The organism is Streptomyces fildesensis (genome assembly GCF_016107395.1).
Taxonomy (GTDB): Bacteria; Actinomycetota; Actinomycetes; order Streptomycetales; family Streptomycetaceae; genus Actinacidiphila; species Actinacidiphila fildesensis.
On record NZ_JAAIKO010000010.1, the window covers coordinates 135136 to 151722 of the forward strand.

14 protein-coding genes are annotated in these 16587 nt (G+C 73.7%); 8 read left to right on the top strand and 6 right to left on the bottom strand.

The features are described 5' to 3' along the window. Positions 1 to 16: 16 nt before the first annotated feature. Positions 17 to 184 (bottom strand): hypothetical protein, encoded by a 168-nt coding sequence (locus C6N31_RS17545; RefSeq protein ID WP_164295951.1) that lies wholly within the window; start codon positions 182 to 184, stop codon positions 17 to 19. Between the two features lie 62 nt (positions 185 to 246). After that, positions 247 to 1677, bottom strand: coding sequence for an MFS transporter (locus C6N31_RS17550; RefSeq protein WP_138353496.1), 1431 nt, complete (start codon positions 1675 to 1677; stop codon positions 247 to 249). Between the two features lie 120 nt (positions 1678 to 1797). On the opposite strand from C6N31_RS17550, the gene C6N31_RS17555 reads away from it, so the two are divergent. Beyond that, the gene (locus C6N31_RS17555) at positions 1798 to 2262 is read left to right on the top strand and encodes a MarR family winged helix-turn-helix transcriptional regulator (RefSeq protein ID WP_138353495.1); all 465 of its coding nucleotides are present in this window, start codon (positions 1798 to 1800) and stop codon (positions 2260 to 2262) included. A 22-nt stretch (positions 2263 to 2284) separates the two neighbouring features. On the opposite strand, the gene C6N31_RS17560 is transcribed toward C6N31_RS17555, so the two are convergent. After that, entirely contained in the window at positions 2285 to 5461 is a 3177-nt protein-coding gene (locus tag C6N31_RS17560; RefSeq protein WP_198357806.1) for a sacsin N-terminal ATP-binding-like domain-containing protein, read from the bottom strand. Between the two features lie 588 nt (positions 5462 to 6049). Continuing rightward, positions 6050 to 6943, bottom strand: a complete 894-nt coding sequence (locus tag C6N31_RS17565) for a DUF3027 domain-containing protein (RefSeq protein WP_138358926.1) — start codon at positions 6941 to 6943, stop codon at positions 6050 to 6052. A 227-nt stretch (positions 6944 to 7170) separates the two neighbouring features. Here C6N31_RS17565 and C6N31_RS17570 point away from each other — a divergent pair, with 227 nt between their 5' ends. From C6N31_RS17570 to C6N31_RS17585, 4 genes are all read left to right on the top strand, one after another. Then, positions 7171 to 8601 carry an MFS transporter gene (locus C6N31_RS17570; protein ID WP_198357807.1) on the top strand — a complete coding sequence of 477 codons (1431 nt, stop codon included), beginning with the start codon at positions 7171 to 7173 and terminating at the stop codon, positions 8599 to 8601. A 143-nt stretch (positions 8602 to 8744) separates the two neighbouring features. Next, positions 8745 to 9236, top strand: a complete 492-nt coding sequence (locus C6N31_RS17575) for a hypothetical protein (protein WP_138358922.1) — start codon at positions 8745 to 8747, stop codon at positions 9234 to 9236. Positions 9237 to 9249: 13 nt separating this feature from the next. Beyond that, entirely contained in the window at positions 9250 to 9912 is a 663-nt protein-coding gene (locus tag C6N31_RS17580; RefSeq protein ID WP_138358920.1) for a futalosine hydrolase, read from the top strand. A 1-nt stretch (position 9913) separates the two neighbouring features. Further along, on the top strand, positions 9914 to 10750 hold the full coding sequence (locus C6N31_RS17585) for a 1,4-dihydroxy-6-naphtoate synthase (RefSeq protein WP_138358918.1): 837 nt from the start codon (positions 9914 to 9916) through the stop codon (positions 10748 to 10750). Between the two features lie 199 nt (positions 10751 to 10949). Here the strand turns inward: C6N31_RS17585 and C6N31_RS45585 are convergent, their stop codons facing one another. Beyond that, positions 10950 to 11333, bottom strand: coding sequence for a cold-shock protein (locus tag C6N31_RS45585; protein ID WP_138358916.1), 384 nt, complete (start codon positions 11331 to 11333; stop codon positions 10950 to 10952). A gap of 167 nt (positions 11334 to 11500) precedes the next feature. On the opposite strand from C6N31_RS45585, the gene C6N31_RS17595 reads away from it, so the two are divergent. Further along, positions 11501 to 11797, top strand: coding sequence for a hypothetical protein (locus C6N31_RS17595; protein ID WP_138358914.1), 297 nt, complete (start codon positions 11501 to 11503; stop codon positions 11795 to 11797). Here the strand turns inward: C6N31_RS17595 and C6N31_RS17600 are convergent. Next, on the bottom strand, positions 11776 to 12417 hold the full coding sequence (locus C6N31_RS17600) for an HAD family hydrolase (RefSeq protein ID WP_138358912.1): 642 nt from the start codon (positions 12415 to 12417) through the stop codon (positions 11776 to 11778). The two genes, C6N31_RS17595 and C6N31_RS17600, sit on opposite strands and share 22 nt — an antisense overlap. A 223-nt stretch (positions 12418 to 12640) precedes the next feature. Between C6N31_RS17600 and C6N31_RS17605 the strand changes: the two genes are divergently transcribed. Together C6N31_RS17605 and C6N31_RS17610 are read left to right on the top strand one after the other, a co-directional pair. After that, positions 12641 to 13513 (top strand): hypothetical protein, encoded by an 873-nt coding sequence (locus C6N31_RS17605; protein WP_198357808.1) that lies wholly within the window; start codon positions 12641 to 12643, stop codon positions 13511 to 13513. Positions 13514 to 14045: 532 nt separating this feature from the next. After that, positions 14046 to 16586, top strand: a complete 2541-nt coding sequence (locus C6N31_RS17610; RefSeq protein WP_198357809.1) for a helicase-associated domain-containing protein — start codon at positions 14046 to 14048, stop codon at positions 16584 to 16586. Position 16587: the final 1 nt, after the last annotated feature.

Here is a 16587-nt window from a genome sequence, read left to right on the forward strand (position 1 = left end):
ACCCGGGATGCGGCGGTTACTTCACGAACTCGGCGGCGTTCTCCTCGGCCCACACCGCGAAGCTGCGCGCCGGGTGACCGGTCAGCTCCTCGACGGCGGTGGTGAGGTCGACGGGCTTGCCGTCGGTGGAGCGCCAGTAGTCGAGCAGGCCGTCGGCGTAGGCGGCGGGCACGTACTCCGCCATCTCCGCCTTCCAGGCCTCGGGGTGACGGCGTCGAACGTGAAGGGCCGGCCGGTGGTGCGGGATCAGTGGTCGTCGTCGGGCTGGGCGTTGCGCGGCATGAGCCACACGAGGCCGGTGCTGAGGAGCGCGACGCAGGCGACGACGATCAGGCTGTAGGTCATGGCGTGGGCCTCGTCGTCGGAGGCGAGGGTCTTGAAGTAGACCGTGGTGACGACGGCGGCGCCGATGGCGTTGGCGAGCTGCTGGACGGCGCTGAGGGAGCCGCTGGCGCTGCCGGCTTCCTTGGGGTCGATGTCACCGATGGTGACGTCGTAGATGGTGCCGAAGCAGGTGCCCATGCCGAGACCGATGATCAGGATCGGGGTGAGCAGCGACCAGGTGCCGAGGTCGGTGCCGTAGGCGTGGACGAGGGCGAGCAGCCAGCCGGTGCCGATCAGGGTGATCAGCAGGCCGATGAGGACGAGGTTGCGTCCGAGCTTGCCGACGAGCTGGTAGCAGGCGATGGAGGCGACGACGATGCCGGCGGCGACGGGGGCGAGGCCGAGCGCGGCGCGCATCGGGGAGTAGCCCAGACCGTTCTGCAGGAAGAGCGAGAGGACGAACAGCAGTCCGGCGTTGGCGGCGAAGAACACGATGCCGAGGATGAGGCCGGAGGTGAAGCCGCGGTTCTTGAGCAGCGACGGCTGGATGAGCGGGCTGGCGGCGGTGCGCTGGCGGTGGCAGAACAGGCCGAAGAAGACGAGGCCGGCGGCGAGCGAGGCGAACGGGACGAGGTTCCAGCCGTTGGAGGAGCCCTCGATCAGGCCGTAGAGCAGCCCGAGCATGGTGCCGGCGAGCAGGCCGGAGCCGATGCCGTCGACGGCGGTGGTGGAGTCGCCGGTGTCCTTCGGCAGGAGCTTGACGGCGGCGACGATCGCGAAGCCGCCGAGCAGGATGTTGATGAGGAACATGGAGCGCCAGCCGGCGCCGAACAGGTCGGCGTCGATGAGGAAGCCGGCGAGGATCGGGCCGCCGACGGCGGAGATGCCGAGGGTCGGACCGAAGGCGCTGAACGCCTTGCCGATCTGGTCACGCGGGAAGACGGCACCGAGGATGCCGAAGCCCTGCGGGATCAGAAGGGCGCCGAAGGCACCCTGGACGAGGCGGGCGACGATGATCGAGGCGGGACTGAAGGACAGTCCGCAGGCGATGGAGGCGACGGTGAAGCCGGTGAGGCCGACGAGGAAGACGCGGCGGCGGCCGAACTTGTCGCCGAGGCGTCCGCCGACGACGAGGAGCACACCGAGCGCGAGGGCGTAGGCGGCGCCGAGCCACTGGATGAGGGCGGCGCCCCCGTTCAGGTCCTTGCTGATGGTGGGTGCGGCGATGTTGGTGATCGTCGCGTCCAGGAGGTCCAGGACGTCGGCGATGAGGATGACGGCGAGGACGGCCCACCGCCGGTTCGGCGAGACGGCCTCGGCGGCCGTGGCAGGGGAAAGCGTGAGTGTGGACATGAGAGCTGGTCTTTCGGAGAGAAGGGCGCGGCCTGAGCCGCGTAGGATGCAACCGCGGCGATCAGATTGCGCCGCGCAGATGTTGCGTCACGCACATAAATCTGGAGCAAGAAGGACCCGATGTCAAGCCGAAAAGAATTGCTCGCCCGGATCGCCGACGAGAGCCAGCGCCACTACGCCGCCTGGACGGTCTTCAACCAGGCCATGGCCGACCACCTCGGCCTGCACCCCACCGACCTTCAGTGCCTGGGTCTGCTCGGCATGGAGCCGGAGCCGCTGAGCACCGGGCGGATCGCCAAACTGACCGGCCTCACGGCCGGCTCCGCGACCCGGCTCGTCGACCGTCTGGAGAAGGCCGGCCTGGTCGTCAGGACCGCCGACCCCGGCGACCGCAGGCGCGCGCTCGTCGCCCTCGCGCCGGAGGCGCTCACCAGGGTCGGGGAAGCCTGGGACGAGCCCGGCGAGGCCTTCACCGAGATCCTCGACGGGTACAGCGACCGCGAGCTCGACGTCATCGCCGACTTCCTGGGCCGCGCCACCGAAGTGGGGCGGGCCCAGGCGGCCAGACTCAGCTCAGGCCACTGACGGCCTGGTTCGGAGTCACTCCCTAGTCGAACCAGCGGGCGCGGGCCAGTTCCTCCGTGCGGGACGAGTCCTCCAGCAGCGCCGCGAGCTCGAAGCGGCGCTGCCACTGCCCCGCGGCCCACGCCAGCCCGGCCGCGACACCCTCGACGGTCGCGGCGTGCAGGACGCCGTCGACGTAACGCCAGTCCAGCTCCGTGCCGCCCGCCACCACGAGCTCCTCGTGCTCGACGTACGACCGGGGAGCCGTCGGCAGCAGCTCGTGCACGGCCGCCGGGACCTCGTGGGTCTCCCCTTCGGAGACCACCGGCGCGTCGTACGCCTCGCTCAGCCGGCGGACCTGGAACAGCTCCGCCAGATCCCCCGCCCGGTACGGCGGTACCGGCAGCAGCGGCTGCCCGGCGGCCAGCGGCAGCAGGTCCGGGGCGTCCGCGACCAGCGCGTCACCCGCGTCCACGACGCACACCTCGCCGTCGACGACGGCCCGCAGCTCGTCCGGCAGCGTCACCTGCTGAGGGTCGAGCGCGGCCAGCGCCGCGTACAGCCGCAGCAGCTGCGCGGAGGTCACCGGCCGGTCCGGGTCGGCCAGCCGCGCCAGCAGCTCGGCGCCGCCGCCCGGCTCGTCCAGCAGCGCCGACACCGTCGTCCGGACGCCCAGCGCGCGCAGCACCTGCTCGTCCACATCGACATCGGCCTCGTCGTACAGCCCCGCCAGCAGCGGATCGCCCCCGGCGGCCCGCAGACCGACCGGCCGGCGGCCGTCCAGCACGGGGTGGTCGCGCAGCCACCACGCCGAGTACGCACGCACCGACTCGGTCGTACCGTCCGGTAGCAGCACCCGTACGGGCGCGGTGATCGCGTCGCGCAGCGGCGGCCGGGACAGCATGGCCAGCGCCTGCGGCCACGCGTCGTCGTCGACCAGATCCAGATCCCGGACCGCGACGATCTCCGTGGCGACCGGCGGGACATCCGTCTCCGGCAGCCGGTCCAGCACGTCCTCGCACCACACGTCGACGGCGTCCAGCAGGCCGACGTCGTCCGGCTCTGCCCAGTCGCTCTCGCGCGGCTCCAGCTCGTCCGGATCCAGCACCACGTCAGCCGCCCGCACCAGCGCGAACGTCGCCAGCACGCCCACGGCCGTCAGCGGTTGCTCGCCCCAGCGGTCGGCCAGCTCCTGGTCCACGGGGGCGAGTTCGCCCTCCCGCAGCACCTGCTCCAGCGCGCTGCCCGGCAGCACCAGCTCGCCCGCCGGGGCCAGTTCGCCCTCGTCGTCGGGCAGCGCCAGCGCCCCCAGCCACGGCTCGTCGCCCGGCACGAGACCCGCCGCCTTCACCAGCCCGAGCACGACCTCCGCCAGCTCGTCGGCGTCCAGGCCGTCCTCGTCCCAGATCTCCCCCGAATCCAGCGAACCGGCGACGGCCGCCCGCACCTGCGGGGTCGTCAGCACGGCGTTCGGCGTCGCGGACAGCGCGCCCAGCTTCTCCAGCAGCGGATGCACCGCCTCGGGGTCGGCCACCTTCAGCCCCAGCCGGGCCAGCGGCGCGAGGTCCACCCCGCCGTCGGGCAGCGGCAGCAGCACCTGGCGCGGACCGACGACCGTCCGGCCGTCCGCCAACGGCACCGGCAGGCCCGTCAGCCGGTCCGGATCCGTCCCGGCCAGCGCGTCGTACAGCCGGCGCCACCAGACCGCCGGGCGCTCGGCGCCCGCCAGCCGGTCGATCGCGTCGGCCAGCGACAACCGCGCCACACCCAGCGCACGCAGCTCCGGGCGGCGCTCAAGACTCGCCGGCAGCAGCGTCGGGAACACCTCGGCGAGCACACTGACGGCCTCCGCCTGCGCACCCTCCACGACCTCGGCGTCCACCGGCCGCAGCGCCTCGCCCTCGACCACCGGACCGCCGACCCCGCCGTCCCACCGGCCCTCCGCCACCTCGGGCGCGTCGCCGCTCATCGGCACCGCCACCGCCCGCGGCAGGAACGCCGTACGGGGCAAACCGGCCAGCACCTGCCGGCGCAGCTCCGCGTCCAGCTCCCCCTTGCCGAGCGGCCCCGGCACCAGGTCCACGATGCCGGCCCCGACCGGCTGCCAGTCGCGCAGCAGCTCCACATAGGTCTCGGCCGCCCGCGCGACCAGAAAGTCCGTCAGCGGACCCGGCGCGGCGTGCCGCCGGCTCGGATCCATCGGGAACGACGCGATCAGCAGCGCCGGCAGGCCCAGCGGCTCGTCCGTCGGCGTCGGGGCGTGCACCACGCCCGCCGTACGCGGCCGGCCCGGCGAACCGTCCCCCTCCACCGGCACCGCCCAGGTCACCGACCACACCGGCCGCAACCGCTCCTCCACCGGCCGGTCCGCCAGCAGCCCCGCCTCCAGCGGACCCGCCGCCGACGCCACCCGCCACCGGGTCGCGGCACCCGCCGCGCTGTCCTCCACGAGGACCGTTCCGTCGTCCTGACGCTGCGTCAAAGTCCTTACGCCGTCCGGCGTGTCGATCACGACCTCGGACAGCCCTGGCAGCGTCAGCAGCAGCGCGTCGTCGATCCCCGCCAGCAGCCGCTCCGCCAGATCCTCCGCGGCACCGTCCCGCAGCGGCAGCACCACGACCGTGTCGTACCCGTCCGGCGCGGAACCCTCCGCCGGGAACGGCAGCCGCAGCAGCGGCACATGCCCGTCCCGGCGCCGCAGCTCGTCCGCGAGCCCCGGCGTCTCCGCCGCCAGCGCCCTGGCCTCCGCCAGCGACCACCGCACACCCCCGGAGCGCCCGACCACCGCCGGCTCGTCACTCACCGCCAGCACCGACGCGAACCCCACGCCGAACCGGCCGACGGTGGTCTCCGCGTCCTCCCGCTTCGCCGACGCCCGCAGCGTCGACAACGACTCCACCCCCGCGGCGTCCAGCGGCGCCCCGGTGTTCGCCGCCGCCAGCACGGCGGGGCTGTCGCCCTCCGCCGCGTGCAGCGTCAGCCGCAGGCTGCCCCGCACCCCGGCCCGCACCGCGGCGTCCGCCGCGTTCTGCGCCAGCTCGACGACGAGCCGGTCCCGGTAGCCGCCGAGCGCCAGGTCCTCCTCGGCGTTGGCGTCCTCCCTGAACCGCGCCGCCGACGCCGCCCACGCGTCCAGCACCCCGCGGCGCAGCCGCCCCGTCCCGAAACCATCCGCCGCCGCTGCCCCGCCGGATTCCCGTACCGCCGCTGCGCCGCTCACGTCGGTGTCTCCCTCGCCTCGCGTAATCCCCTGCCTGGGGAAGGTATCGCTTCATGCGCCTCCGGCGGACCTGGCGGGTAGGTCAGCCCCTGCCGACGGGGCGGTGCGGGACGCGGGTCCCGCGACACCGCCACGCCTGCGGCGGGCCGCACCGCCTCCGGCGGGGGGTGCACGTACGCGGGCCCCCGCGACACCGTCACGCCTGCGGCGGGCCGTTCCCCACCCCCGCCCCTTGCCTGCTGGCCAGGTCCGGACGGGCGGGTGCCCGCAGGCCCGTCGCGGGTACCGGTACGCGGACGCCCGCAGCGCCGTTGCGCCTGCGGCGGACTATCCCCGCCCTCCCCCAACCTTTGCCGTCACGAATGCACGTCACAAACAACAGCCGCGCTCCCGCAGGCCGGCTGTAACGCGAAGGGACCGGGGCCGCCTGGGGGCGCCTCCGGCCGGAGGCTAGGGGAGGGGTTGCTCGAAATGCTGCCGAGCTATTTGTGGGCCGCTGGGGGCACCCCGGCCGGAGGTTGGGGGATCGTCAATAGTCGATTTCGAAGCCCCGGCCCGGAGGGCCCCGGCACCGGAGCCCTCAACGGCCTAGGAGTGACCCAGCTCCTCCGCCGGCGTCGACTCCTCCACCGACCCATGCCGATCCGGATGCAGCACCAGCGGATCCACCTCATTGATCTCGTCAAGAGTCATCGGCGCCGGCACCGGCGGCTTCGGCATCACCGCCGCCTCCGAGTGACCCCCGCACCCGTACCCGAGCGACACGACACGCCCGTCCGCCGGCGAGAACTCGTTCGCGCAGATGCCGAACGCCTGCCGCAGCGAGCCCGCGATCGGGACGAAGAAGCCGCAGCTGAGGCAGTTGGCCGGGGCCGCCTGGGCCATCGGCGTCTTGGGGCCGAACTCTTCCTCCCAGCGGTCGGCCGCGGCGTGCAGGCCGAACCGCGAGAGGACACGCCGGCGGCCCATCCCGATTTCCCCGGCGATCGCGCCGATGCTGCCGATCGCGGGAAGCGCGGCCGCAGGGCCGGACAGCTCGGCGTCCTCGGCCTCGACGACGTCGGCGAGCTCCTCCGACACCACGGAGTTCGGCAGCGGCGCGTCCTCGCCGCTCCATCCGGGTTCGAGACGGAGATCGTCGGACTCGGTCGGCAGCAGGTCGCCGGGCCCCATGTCACCCGGCCGGAGCCGCTCGCTCCACGGCACCCACTCGGGGGCCAGGATCGAGTCGTCGCCGGGCAGCAGCACGGTCTCGTCGATGGTGATGTTCTTGGCGCGCGAGGCCCGCGTGAGCGTCGTGGCCCAGCGCCACCCGCGGTACGCGGGTTCCTTGCAGGCGAAATAGTGAGTGACGACGCGGTCGCCCTCGGCGACGACGCCAAGATGCTCGCCGACCGATTGCGGCCCGGCGGCCTCCTCGGTCACAGCCAGCGCGACATCGACCGCCTCGGCGCACAGGCGGTCTGGGGTACGGCTTCGCATCGCAGCACTCACAAGAATCGATTCTCTCCGTTACGCCGTCTCACGTGTGCGCCGCCGGAAGCGGGCGGGGGCCAAAACGGAGCGGACCTGCGGACCGCGTCGACGCTTCTTTCCCTACCCGAACGACCTCGGGCGCACCTGTTGGCACCCATTCTGCGCGATCGCACGCTACCCGTGCGCACCGCGTGCGCAAAGGAGGGGGTGACAGGCAGCTCATTTGGGGCAGGATGGCCTTCGTGGCAAGCGTAGTGACGTCCGGCCCGGGGCCCCTCCGCAGGGCAGGACGCGCCCTGGTGAGCGCGGCGCGGCGGTCCGGTGGGGCCGTGCGCCGCCGCATTCGGCGGTCCACGCACGCCCACGGGGCGGGCGAGTCCGGACTCGCGAAACTGATCGAACTGCACGCGGTGAATTCTGCGGGCGACATGTTGATCACGATCGCTCTCGCCAGCACTGTGTTCTTTTCGGTACCGACCGGCGAGGCGCGCGGCCGGGTGGCGCTCTATCTTCTGGTCACGATGGCGCCATTCGCGTTGCTCGCGCCGGTGATCGGCCCGCTGCTGGACCGGATGACGCACGGCCGCCGGGCCGCCATGGCGATGGCGATGCTGGCGCGGGCGGTGCTCGCCTGGACGATGGCGTCGGTGGTGACGACGGCGGGCCTCGGCCTGTACCCGGCGGCGCTGGGCGTGCTCGTGGCGTCGAAGGCGTACGGCGTGGTGCGCAGCGCCGTCGTACCGAGACTCCTGCCAGGACAGACGACGCTGGTGAGGGCGAATTCGCGGGTCACGCTGGCCGGGCTGCTGGCGACGGCGATCGCGGCGCCGATCGGCGCCGGGCTGCACATGATCGGGCCGCAGTGGCCGCTGTACGGGGCGTTCGTGGTGTTCGCGGGCGGGGCGCTGCTGTCGATGTCGCTGCCGCACAAGGTGGACTCGGCGAAGGGCGAGGCGAAGGCGCGGTTCGCCGAGCTGCGGGCCGCCGACACGGGCGGTGCCGGCGACGGCATCGACACGCCCGGCGCCGGCCTGCCGGGCGACGGGCTGCGCGGGCCAGGACGCAAGCCGGGGCTGCTGGGCGTCGGATCGTCCGTGCTGCACGCGCTGCAGGCCAATTCCGGGCTGCGCGCGCTGTCCGGCTTCCTGACGATGTTCCTGGCGTTCCTGCTGCGCGAGCACCCGTTCAGCGGACTGACGCCGGCGTTCTCGCTGGGCATGGTGGCGGTCGCGGCGGGCGCGGGCAACGCGCTGGGGACCGCGCTCGGGGCGTGGCTGAAGTCCCGCGGCCCGGAGATCATCATCGCGATGGCGCTGATCGGCGCGCTCGCGGCGACGACGGTCGCCGCGCTGATGTACGGCACGGTGACGGTCGCGGCGGTCGCGGCGGTGGCCGGTATCGCTCAGGCGCTGAGCAAGCTGTCGCTGGACGCGCTCATCCAGCGCGACGTCCCCGAAGAGGTCAGGACGTCGGCGTTCGCCCGTTCGGAGACCGCCCTGCAACTGTCATGGGTCGTCGGCGGCGGGCTCGGGATACTGCTGCCGCTGATCGGTTCGCTGGGGATGGCGGTGGCGGCCGGCCTGGTGCTGGTGGGCTTCGTCCTGTCGGTCCGCGGCCTGATGGGCGCGGCCCGCCGCGGAACGGCCCGCCCGCGCGTGGCGTGACGCACCGACGGCCGGACGGCCCGCCGCACGACCTCCCGTGCCACCTCCCGCCGCGCGACCTCCCGCCGCGCGACCTCCCGCGGCGCGACGCCACGCCGTACCCCCGCGCGGCGGGAAGCCGACCGCCCGGTAGCCTCACCTCCATGAGCATTCGCCGCGCTGCCGCCGCCCTCGGTGCCGTGTCCCTCGGGCTGGTCCTCCTCACCGCTTGTGAGAAGCCGACCCCGCTGGCGACCGTGACCGTGGGCACCAAGACCGTGACCACCGAGGCCACTGACAAGTGCTACGCCAAGGGCAAGAAGCTGCCGAGCGCGATCTTCATCGCGTGCCTGAGCGCCGCCCCCAAGCACACGATCAAGGTCAAGCCGGGTGAGAAGATCCGGGTCGGCGTCGACCCGTCCATCGGTGAGAAGGGCTGGCTGATCGCCTCGGGCGTGAACCAGAAGACGGACGTCCTGAAGGACGAGACGTACTGGACGCTCACCGAGTCCGCCGGGATCTTCACGGTCAGCGACCCGCAGACCGGCAGCTCGATGCCGCTCAAGAACGCCACGCTGAACATCGTCGGCAGTTCCGACGCCACTGCCGACAACGTCTTCGGTGTCTGGCAGTTCAAGCTGGAGAAGGCCGCATAGCGGGTCCGCGGAGATGCGTCTGCTGGTGGTGACCGCGGTGGCGGCGGAACGGGATGCCGTGACCGCGGGACTGTGCGCGGCCGCGCACCCCGCGGTGCACTGCGACGTGATCGCCGCAGGAGTCGGCCCGGCCGCCGCGGCGGCCGGCACGGCCACCGCGCTGGCCTCGGCGGACTCCCCGTACGACCTGGTGGTCTCCGCCGGGATCGGCGGCGGCTTCCAGCCCGCCGCTCCCCTGGGGTCGGTGGCCGTCGCGGAGACCATCGTGGCTGCGGACCTGGGCGCGCAGACGCCCGACGGTTTCCTGCCCGTCGCGGAACTGGGCTTCGGAGTGAACGAGCACCGGCCGCCCGCCGCGCTGAGCGCGGCCGTGGCCCGGGCGCTGGGCGCGGTCCACGGACCGGTCCTGACGGTGTCCACGGTGACCGGAAGCGCCGAGCGGGCCGCCGAGCTGGCGGACCGCCATCCCGGTGCCGTCGTCGAGGCGATGGAGGGGTTCGGCGTCGCGGAGGCCGCGGCGGCGCACCGCGTACCCGTGCTGGAGATCCGTACGGTGTCGAATCCGGTGGGCCCGCGCGACCGCGCGGCCTGGCGGATCGGGGCGGCGCTCGCCGCGCTGACCGGGGCTTTCGGGAAACTCCCGGCGGCGCTCGACGGTGAGGACCTGGGGACCTGACATGAAGATCGCGTATTCGCCCTGCCCGAACGACACCTTCGTGTTCCACGCGTGGGCGCACGGCCTGGTGCCGGACGCGCCCGCCCTGGACGTGACGTTCGCGGACATCGACATCACCAACACCCTGGCCGAGCAGGGCGCGGAGTGCGAGTACGACGTGCTGAAGGTGTCGTACGCCGTCCTGCCGTGGGTGCTGGACGAGTACGCGCTGCTGCCGTGCGGCGGCGCCCTGGGCCGCGGCTGCGGCCCGCTGGTGCTGACCCGCGACCCCATGAGCCTGGCCGGGAAGACCGTCGCGGTGCCGAGCGAGCGCTCGACGGCGTATCTGCTGTTCCGGCTGTGGGCGGCGGCCGAAGTGCCGGAGGGTATCGGCAAGGTCGTGGTCATGCCGTTCCACGAGATCATGCCCGCGGTGCGGGACGGCCGGGTCGACGCGGGCCTGGTCATCCACGAGGCGCGTTTCACGTACCAGCAGTACGGGCTGCACAAGCTCGCCGACATGGGCGAGCACTGGGAGGACACCACCGGCCTGCCGATCCCGCTCGGCGCGATCATCGCCAAGCGGTCGCTGGGTGCCGAGCAGCTGAACGCGCTGGCGGACGCGATCCGGACGTCGGTGCGGATGGCGTGGGACGACCCGGCGGCCTCGCGCGACTACGTGCTGGCCCACTCGCAGGAGATGGACCCGGCGGTCGCCGACCAGCACATCGGGCTCTATGTGAACGAGTTCACGGCCGACCTCGGTGAGGACGGCTACGCGGCGGTCCGCGGCCTGCTCACCCGCGCGGCGGCCGAGGGACTGGTACCGCCCCTCGGCCCCGACGCGCTGACGTTCTGACGCCGCGAATCCCCCGCGACCCCTAGGGCGTGTTGCGAAAGTCCCGCCTGGCCCACGACGCCCGGCAAGCGCCCTCGCCGCGTTGTCCGGCTCGTCCACGTACGTCCAGTACGAGGACGACCCTCCGCCATGCGAGCGCACGCACCGGACGCCGTGGACCACGCCCTCCGGGCGAACGGCGCTACTTTCGCAACACGCCCTAGACGTCCAACTGGTCGGCCACCGCGCGCAGCACGCCCGCGATCTTGTGGCCGTGGGTCTTCTCCGGGTACCGGCCCCGCTGCAGCGAGCGCGCCACCTCCTCCAGGAGCGTGGTGAGGTCCTGGACGATCGGCAGCAGTTCGTCCGGCTTGCGGCGCTGCGCGGCCGCGACGGACGGTGCGGGTTCGAGGAGCGTGACGGAGAGCGCCTGTTCGCCGCGCTGGCCGTTCACCACTCCGAACTCCACACGCTGACCGGGCTTGAGCGCGGCCACCCCGTCGGGCAGCACCGACGAGTGCACGAAGACGTCGCCGCCGTCATCGCGGGAGAGGAAGCCGAAGCCCTTCTCGCTGTTGAACCACTTGACCTTGCCGGTAGGCACGTCCGACCTCGTCCTCATCGCTCGTAAAGCCCCCGAAAGGGCCCTGGATAGCAGTGCGGCAGGCCCGTCCTGGCCGGACCTGCTCGTGCTACCAGCCTATTGGCCCGATGGCCCGTGACAAGACGCCGTGGTCCCCCATCTCTCTGGACCCGATCTACCCTGGTCGGGTGACCAACACACCTCACTCCCGGGGGACGACCCCCGCAACGTCCGAAACCCGCGGGGCGGGCGACGTCCTGGTGCGCGTCGGCGCGATCGTCTTCTTCGTGGGCGCCGTGAGCACGCTGGCCACCATGGTTCCGCTGCTCCTCGGCACCGACCCGCTGCCGACGCCCGCGTACTTCGTGTCGATGCTGATGGGCGCCGGTCTGGCGCTCGCGCTCGGCGGGCTGCTGCGCTCCGCCCTCGCGCAGAAGCGCCGGGTCCAGGAGGCCAGGGAGGGTCAGGCGGCCGCCGGCGCGTAGCCGGCGAACCAGGCGGGGAATTCGGTCAGGCTGTCCAGCACCACGTCCGCGCCCGCCGCCCGCAGCTCCGCGGCGTCGCACGGCCCGGTGGCGACGCCGACGGAGAGCGCGCCCGCGACACGGGCGCCGCGCACATCGCCCGTGTGGTCGCCCACATAGATCGAGGCGCCGTATTCGAGCAGCGCCTCCGCCTTGGCCTCGGCCCACAGCCAGCCGCGCACCTCGGCCTCGATGCCCAGGTGGTCCAGGTGCAGCCTGGCGTTGGGCTCGTACTTGGCCGTGACGACGACCGCCCGGCCGCCCGCCGCGCGCACCGCGTCGACGGAGGCACGGGCTCCGGGCAGCGCGGGCGTCGGTGCGATGGCGTAGTCCGGGTAGAGCGCGCGGAAGCGGTCGGCGGTCTCCGCGATGGCGTCGGCCGGGAACCAGTGGGCGAGCTCCTGGTCGAGCGGCGGCCCGAGCCGGGTGACGACCAGCTCCGAGTCGATGAAGACTCCGGTCTCCGCGGACAGCCGGTCGAAGGCGGCCTTGATGCCGGGCCGGGAGTCGATGAGGGTCATGTCGAGGTCGAAGCCGACCGTGATCGTGGGGGTCCCGGGAACATGCGAAGCGGTAGTCATACCGCCATTCTCACCCCGCACCACCTGCACACCGAGCGAACCCCCAGCAGATCGATGTACCACACACCGATCAGCGCCCCGGGCACACACGGCGCGCGGCGCGAGCAGCCCGCGCGGGCCGTCGTACCCGCGCCCCCGCCGGAGGCGTCGGTCTCCCGCCGGCGGGAGCCGTCGCGGTACCTTCAACGGAGCGGTGGAGCCAGCGGTTTGGGCGGTGGGGCGGATGGGTGTCGAGAGCGACCAGCTCGTGTTCGACTACTTGAGCCGGGTCGGTGACCTGGCACAGACGACGCTGCCCGCTGCCCAACGGATGCGGCTCGTGGCGCAGTTGCGCCGCGACATCGACCGGGAGCGGGTCAGCACCTCGGGACCCGGGGCCGGGGACAGTCCGGCGGCCGTGCGGCGGATCCTGGGGCGGCTGGGTTCGCCGGACGAAGTGGTGGAGGCCGCGGCCGGCCGGCCGCAGACACCGTCGGAGCAGCCCGCGTCCGTCCGGAAGGTCCCCCAGCAGCGGGACGACGCACCGGGCGAGCACGACTGGTGGAGCGTCGGAGCCCCGGCCGGGCGCCCGGGGGACGAGCTGACGGGGCTGCCCGGCATGACGGGCGGGGCGCACTTCGACTTCGACCTCGACGAGGAGGACGAAGAGGAGGAGGAAGCCGAGGCGCTCGAAGAGGAAGTGCTGGAAGAGGGCGTCGAGGAGGCCGCGCCACGCCGTCGGCTGCTGCGCCGGCGCCGCATCCGGGAAGTACGGGAACCGCTGGGGCGCGCCAACCCGATGCTGCTGCTGGCCGGCGCCCTGCTCGTGGCCGGTGCGGTGCTGGGCTCGTGGATTCCGCTGGGTCTGGGCTGGCTCGTCGCCTACTTCTCCCGCCGCCTGTCGCGCAACCAGGCGAAGTTCGCGGTCTTCGGCATCCCCGGCATGGCGGCGGCCGGCCTCCTCGTCTGGCTGTGGGGCCGGACCGCGGGCAAATGGGGCGAGCCCGTGCCCCAGGGCACGATGGGCCAGGCACTGCAGGACGGGCTTCCGGTGGTGGTCAGGGTGGCGGCGGTCGGTTCAGCGCTCTACGTCCTCTGGCGAAGCCGCCACATCTGACCTGCGGCCGGCTCCCTTCCAACGACCCGGCCTGCAGATTTCGCCTGCCGGCCGCGGGGTGAGCGTCCGCCCCACGGCGAGGGACAGGCACGCGGGGCGGGGGTGCGGGTACGTCAGCGCCAGCGGCACCGTCACGCCTGCGGCGGGCTTTCCCCCACCCTCCCCCAACCTTCGGCCGGGGGTGCCCCCACCACCGCCGTCACGAATGCACGCCACAGACACCACCCGCGCTCCCGCAGGGACGTCGGCCCCTGCCGCGCCGTTGCGCCTGCGGCGGACTTCGGGCGCCGGGCCGGACGGACCTGTTGTGGCGTGAGGGGGACGGGGCCACAGGGGGAGGGGTCCGAAATGCTGCCGTGTATGTGTGGGCCGCTGGGGGCACCCCCGGCCGAAGGTTGGGGGACCGTAAACATACGATTTCGGACCCCTCCCCCGGAGGACCCGGCCCCCGGCACCACAACCACCCACCCGGGGGGACCGGTAATGTGGGACGGATGACCACCGAGCAGCCCGGCCAGCCCGGCAGCCGACCGTGACCGGCAGCGCACCCCGCACGCTGGCAGAAGATCTGCGGGCCCGCGGCGACGAAGCGCTGGCCACGCTCCTCCGCGCCCGCCCGGACCTGCTCAGTCCGGTTCCGAACGACCTCACGCAGCTCGCGACACGCGCGGCCACCCGCGCCTCCGTCGTCCGCGCCCTGGAGCGTCTCGACCGCTTCACGCTGCAGACCGCAGAAGCCCTCGCCGTCATGCCCGACGGCGGCGCCTACTCCGTGCTCCGCGCCCTGATGACGGGCGACGCCGCCGACAAGGCGACCGACGCGGCCCTCCCGCACGCCGTGGAGAGCCTGCGCGCGCAGGGGCTGGTGTGGGGCGGCGAGGACCGGCTGCGGCTGGTGCGCACCGCCCGCGACCTGCTCGCGCCGTCGGCGTCCGTACCGTCGCCCACCGGCCTGGGCCCGTCCGTCGCGGAAGCGACGTCCGGCATGTCGCCGGCCCGGCTGCAGGAGATCCTCGCCGACGCGGGGCTGCCCGCGACCCACGACCCGATGAGCGCGGTGGCGGCCCTGGCCGATCTGTTCAGCGATCGCAAGCGGATGAAGAAGCTGCTGGCGACGGCGCCGGACGGCGCCACCGGCGCGCTCGGCAAGCTGGCGTGGGGCCCGCCGTACGGCGAGGTCGGCGACGCCATCGCGCCGGTGCGGGCCGCGACCGCGACCACGCCCGTGCAGTGGCTGCTGGCCCGGGGCCTGCTGCTGCCCGCCGGGCAGCACAACGTCGTGCTCCCCCGCGAAGCGGCCCTGCACCTGCGGGCGGGCCGCGCGCACCGCACCGTCGAGCCGGCGCCGCCGGCCGTCACGCCCGTCGAACATTCTCCACAGGCTGTGGACGGCACCGCCGCCGGCCAGGCGTTCAACGCCGTCCGCACCGTCGAGGAACTGCTCAAGGCGTGGGAGACCGGCGGCCCGCCCGTGATGCGGGCCGGCGGTGTCAGCGTCCGCGACCTGAAGCGGGTGGCGACGACGCTGGACGTGTCCGAGACGATGGCCGCGTTCTGGCTGGAACTGACGTACGCGGCGGGCCTGCTGGCCTCGGACGGCGAGCTGGACGAGGCGTACGCGCCGACGCCCGCCTCGGACGACTGGCTCCGGCTGCCCGCGCAGGACCGCTGGACGGTGCTCGCCGTGGCCTGGCTGTCCGCCACCCGCGTCGCGGGCCTGGTCGGCAGCCGGGACTCCAAGGGCCGCGCGCTGTCCGCGCTCGGCCCCGAGCTGGACCGCTCCCTCGCGCCGGAGGTCAGGCGGCGCGTTCTGGAACTGCTCGCCGCGCTCCCCGAGGGAGCCTCCGCCGCCCCCGCGGAACTGCTCGACCGGCTGCGCTGGGACCGGCCGCTGCGCGGCGGCGCGGGGACGGACGCGCTCCGCGCGGAACTGCTGCGCTGGACCGTCACCGAGGCCGAGCTCCTCGGCCTGACCGGCCGTGGCGCCCTGGCCGGACACGCCCGCGCCCTGGTCGAGCCGGCCCGGACGGTGCCGCGCCGCCGCACCTCCGCGAACGCGAACACGAACGTCAACGTGGACGTGAACGCGGCCACGAACGCGGCCATCACCCCCGCCGAAGCCGCGGCGGCGGCCGCTGCCGCCGCGAGCCGCCTCGCGCCGCTCCTCCCCGAGCCCCTCAACCACGTGCTGCTGCAGGCGGACCTCACCGCGGTGGCGCCCGGCCCGCTGGAGGCACCGCTCGCGGAGATGATCGGCGTGCTGGCCGACATCGAGTCCAAGGGCGGGGCGACGGTGTACCGGTTCACGCCGGAGTCCGTGCGCCGGGCGCTCGACGCGGGGCGTACGGCCGCCGACCTGCACGCGTTCCTCGCCGAGCACTCACGGACGTCCGTACCGCAGCCGCTCAGCTATCTGATCGACGACGTGGCCCGCCGGCACGGCCGACTGCGTGTCGGCGCGGCCTCCGCGTACCTGCGGTGCGACGACGACGCGCTGCTCAGCGAGCTGCTCGCGGACCGCAGGGCCTCCGGCCTCGGCCTGCGCCGCCTCGCGCCGACCGTGCTCGCCGCCCAGAGCGCGCCGGAGACGCTGCTGGAGCGGCTGCGCGCGATGGGCTTCGCGCCGGCCGCGGAATCCGCCGACGGCGATGTCGTCATCACCCGCGCCGACGCCGTCCGCACCCCGCGGCGGGCCGCGCCCACCCCCGTCACCGACGGACCGCCGGTCCCGGACGGCACACTGCTCGGCGCCGCGGTGAAGGCGATCAGGGCCGGCGACCGGGCCTCCACGGCCGTGCACCGCGAGAGCGTCCCCGCGCCCGCGGCCCGCGGCGGGCTGCCCCGTACCGCCGCGGCGGAGACCCTCGCCACGATGCAGGCCGCCGTACTGACCGGCGACTCGCTCTGGATCGGTTACGTGAACGCGGACGGCGCCGCCAGCCAGCGCGTCATCGGCCCGGTGCGTGTCGAGGGCGGCTTCGTCACCGCCTACGACCACACCGCCGACGAGGTCCGCACGTTCGCCCTGCACCGCATCACCGGCGTATCGGAACTGGCCGACGACCCGGCCTGAC

What these genes read in the sequence shown, in the direction of transcription:
- C6N31_RS17580 (WP_138358920.1), top strand. Translation starts at nt 9,250, where the DNA reads ATGCGTCTGCTGGTGGTGACCGCGGTGGCGGCGGAACGGGATGCCGTG.
- C6N31_RS17570 (WP_198357807.1), top strand. Translation starts at nt 7,171, where the DNA reads ATGGCCTTCGTGGCAAGCGTAGTGACGTCCGGCCCGGGGCCCCTCCGC.
- C6N31_RS17545 (WP_164295951.1), bottom strand. Translation starts at nt 184, where the DNA reads ATGGCGGAGTACGTGCCCGCCGCCTACGCCGACGGCCTGCTCGACTAC.
- C6N31_RS17565 (WP_138358926.1), bottom strand. Translation starts at nt 6,943, where the DNA reads ATGCGAAGCCGTACCCCAGACCGCCTGTGCGCCGAGGCGGTCGATGTC.
- C6N31_RS17575 (WP_138358922.1), top strand. Translation starts at nt 8,745, where the DNA reads ATGAGCATTCGCCGCGCTGCCGCCGCCCTCGGTGCCGTGTCCCTCGGG.
- C6N31_RS17550 (WP_138353496.1), bottom strand. Translation starts at nt 1,677, where the DNA reads ATGTCCACACTCACGCTTTCCCCTGCCACGGCCGCCGAGGCCGTCTCG.
- C6N31_RS17585 (WP_138358918.1), top strand. Translation starts at nt 9,914, where the DNA reads ATGAAGATCGCGTATTCGCCCTGCCCGAACGACACCTTCGTGTTCCAC.
- C6N31_RS17600 (WP_138358912.1), bottom strand. Translation starts at nt 12,417, where the DNA reads ATGACTACCGCTTCGCATGTTCCCGGGACCCCCACGATCACGGTCGGC.
- C6N31_RS17555 (WP_138353495.1), top strand. Translation starts at nt 1,798, where the DNA reads ATGTCAAGCCGAAAAGAATTGCTCGCCCGGATCGCCGACGAGAGCCAG.
- C6N31_RS17605 (WP_198357808.1), top strand. Translation starts at nt 12,641, where the DNA reads ATGGGTGTCGAGAGCGACCAGCTCGTGTTCGACTACTTGAGCCGGGTC.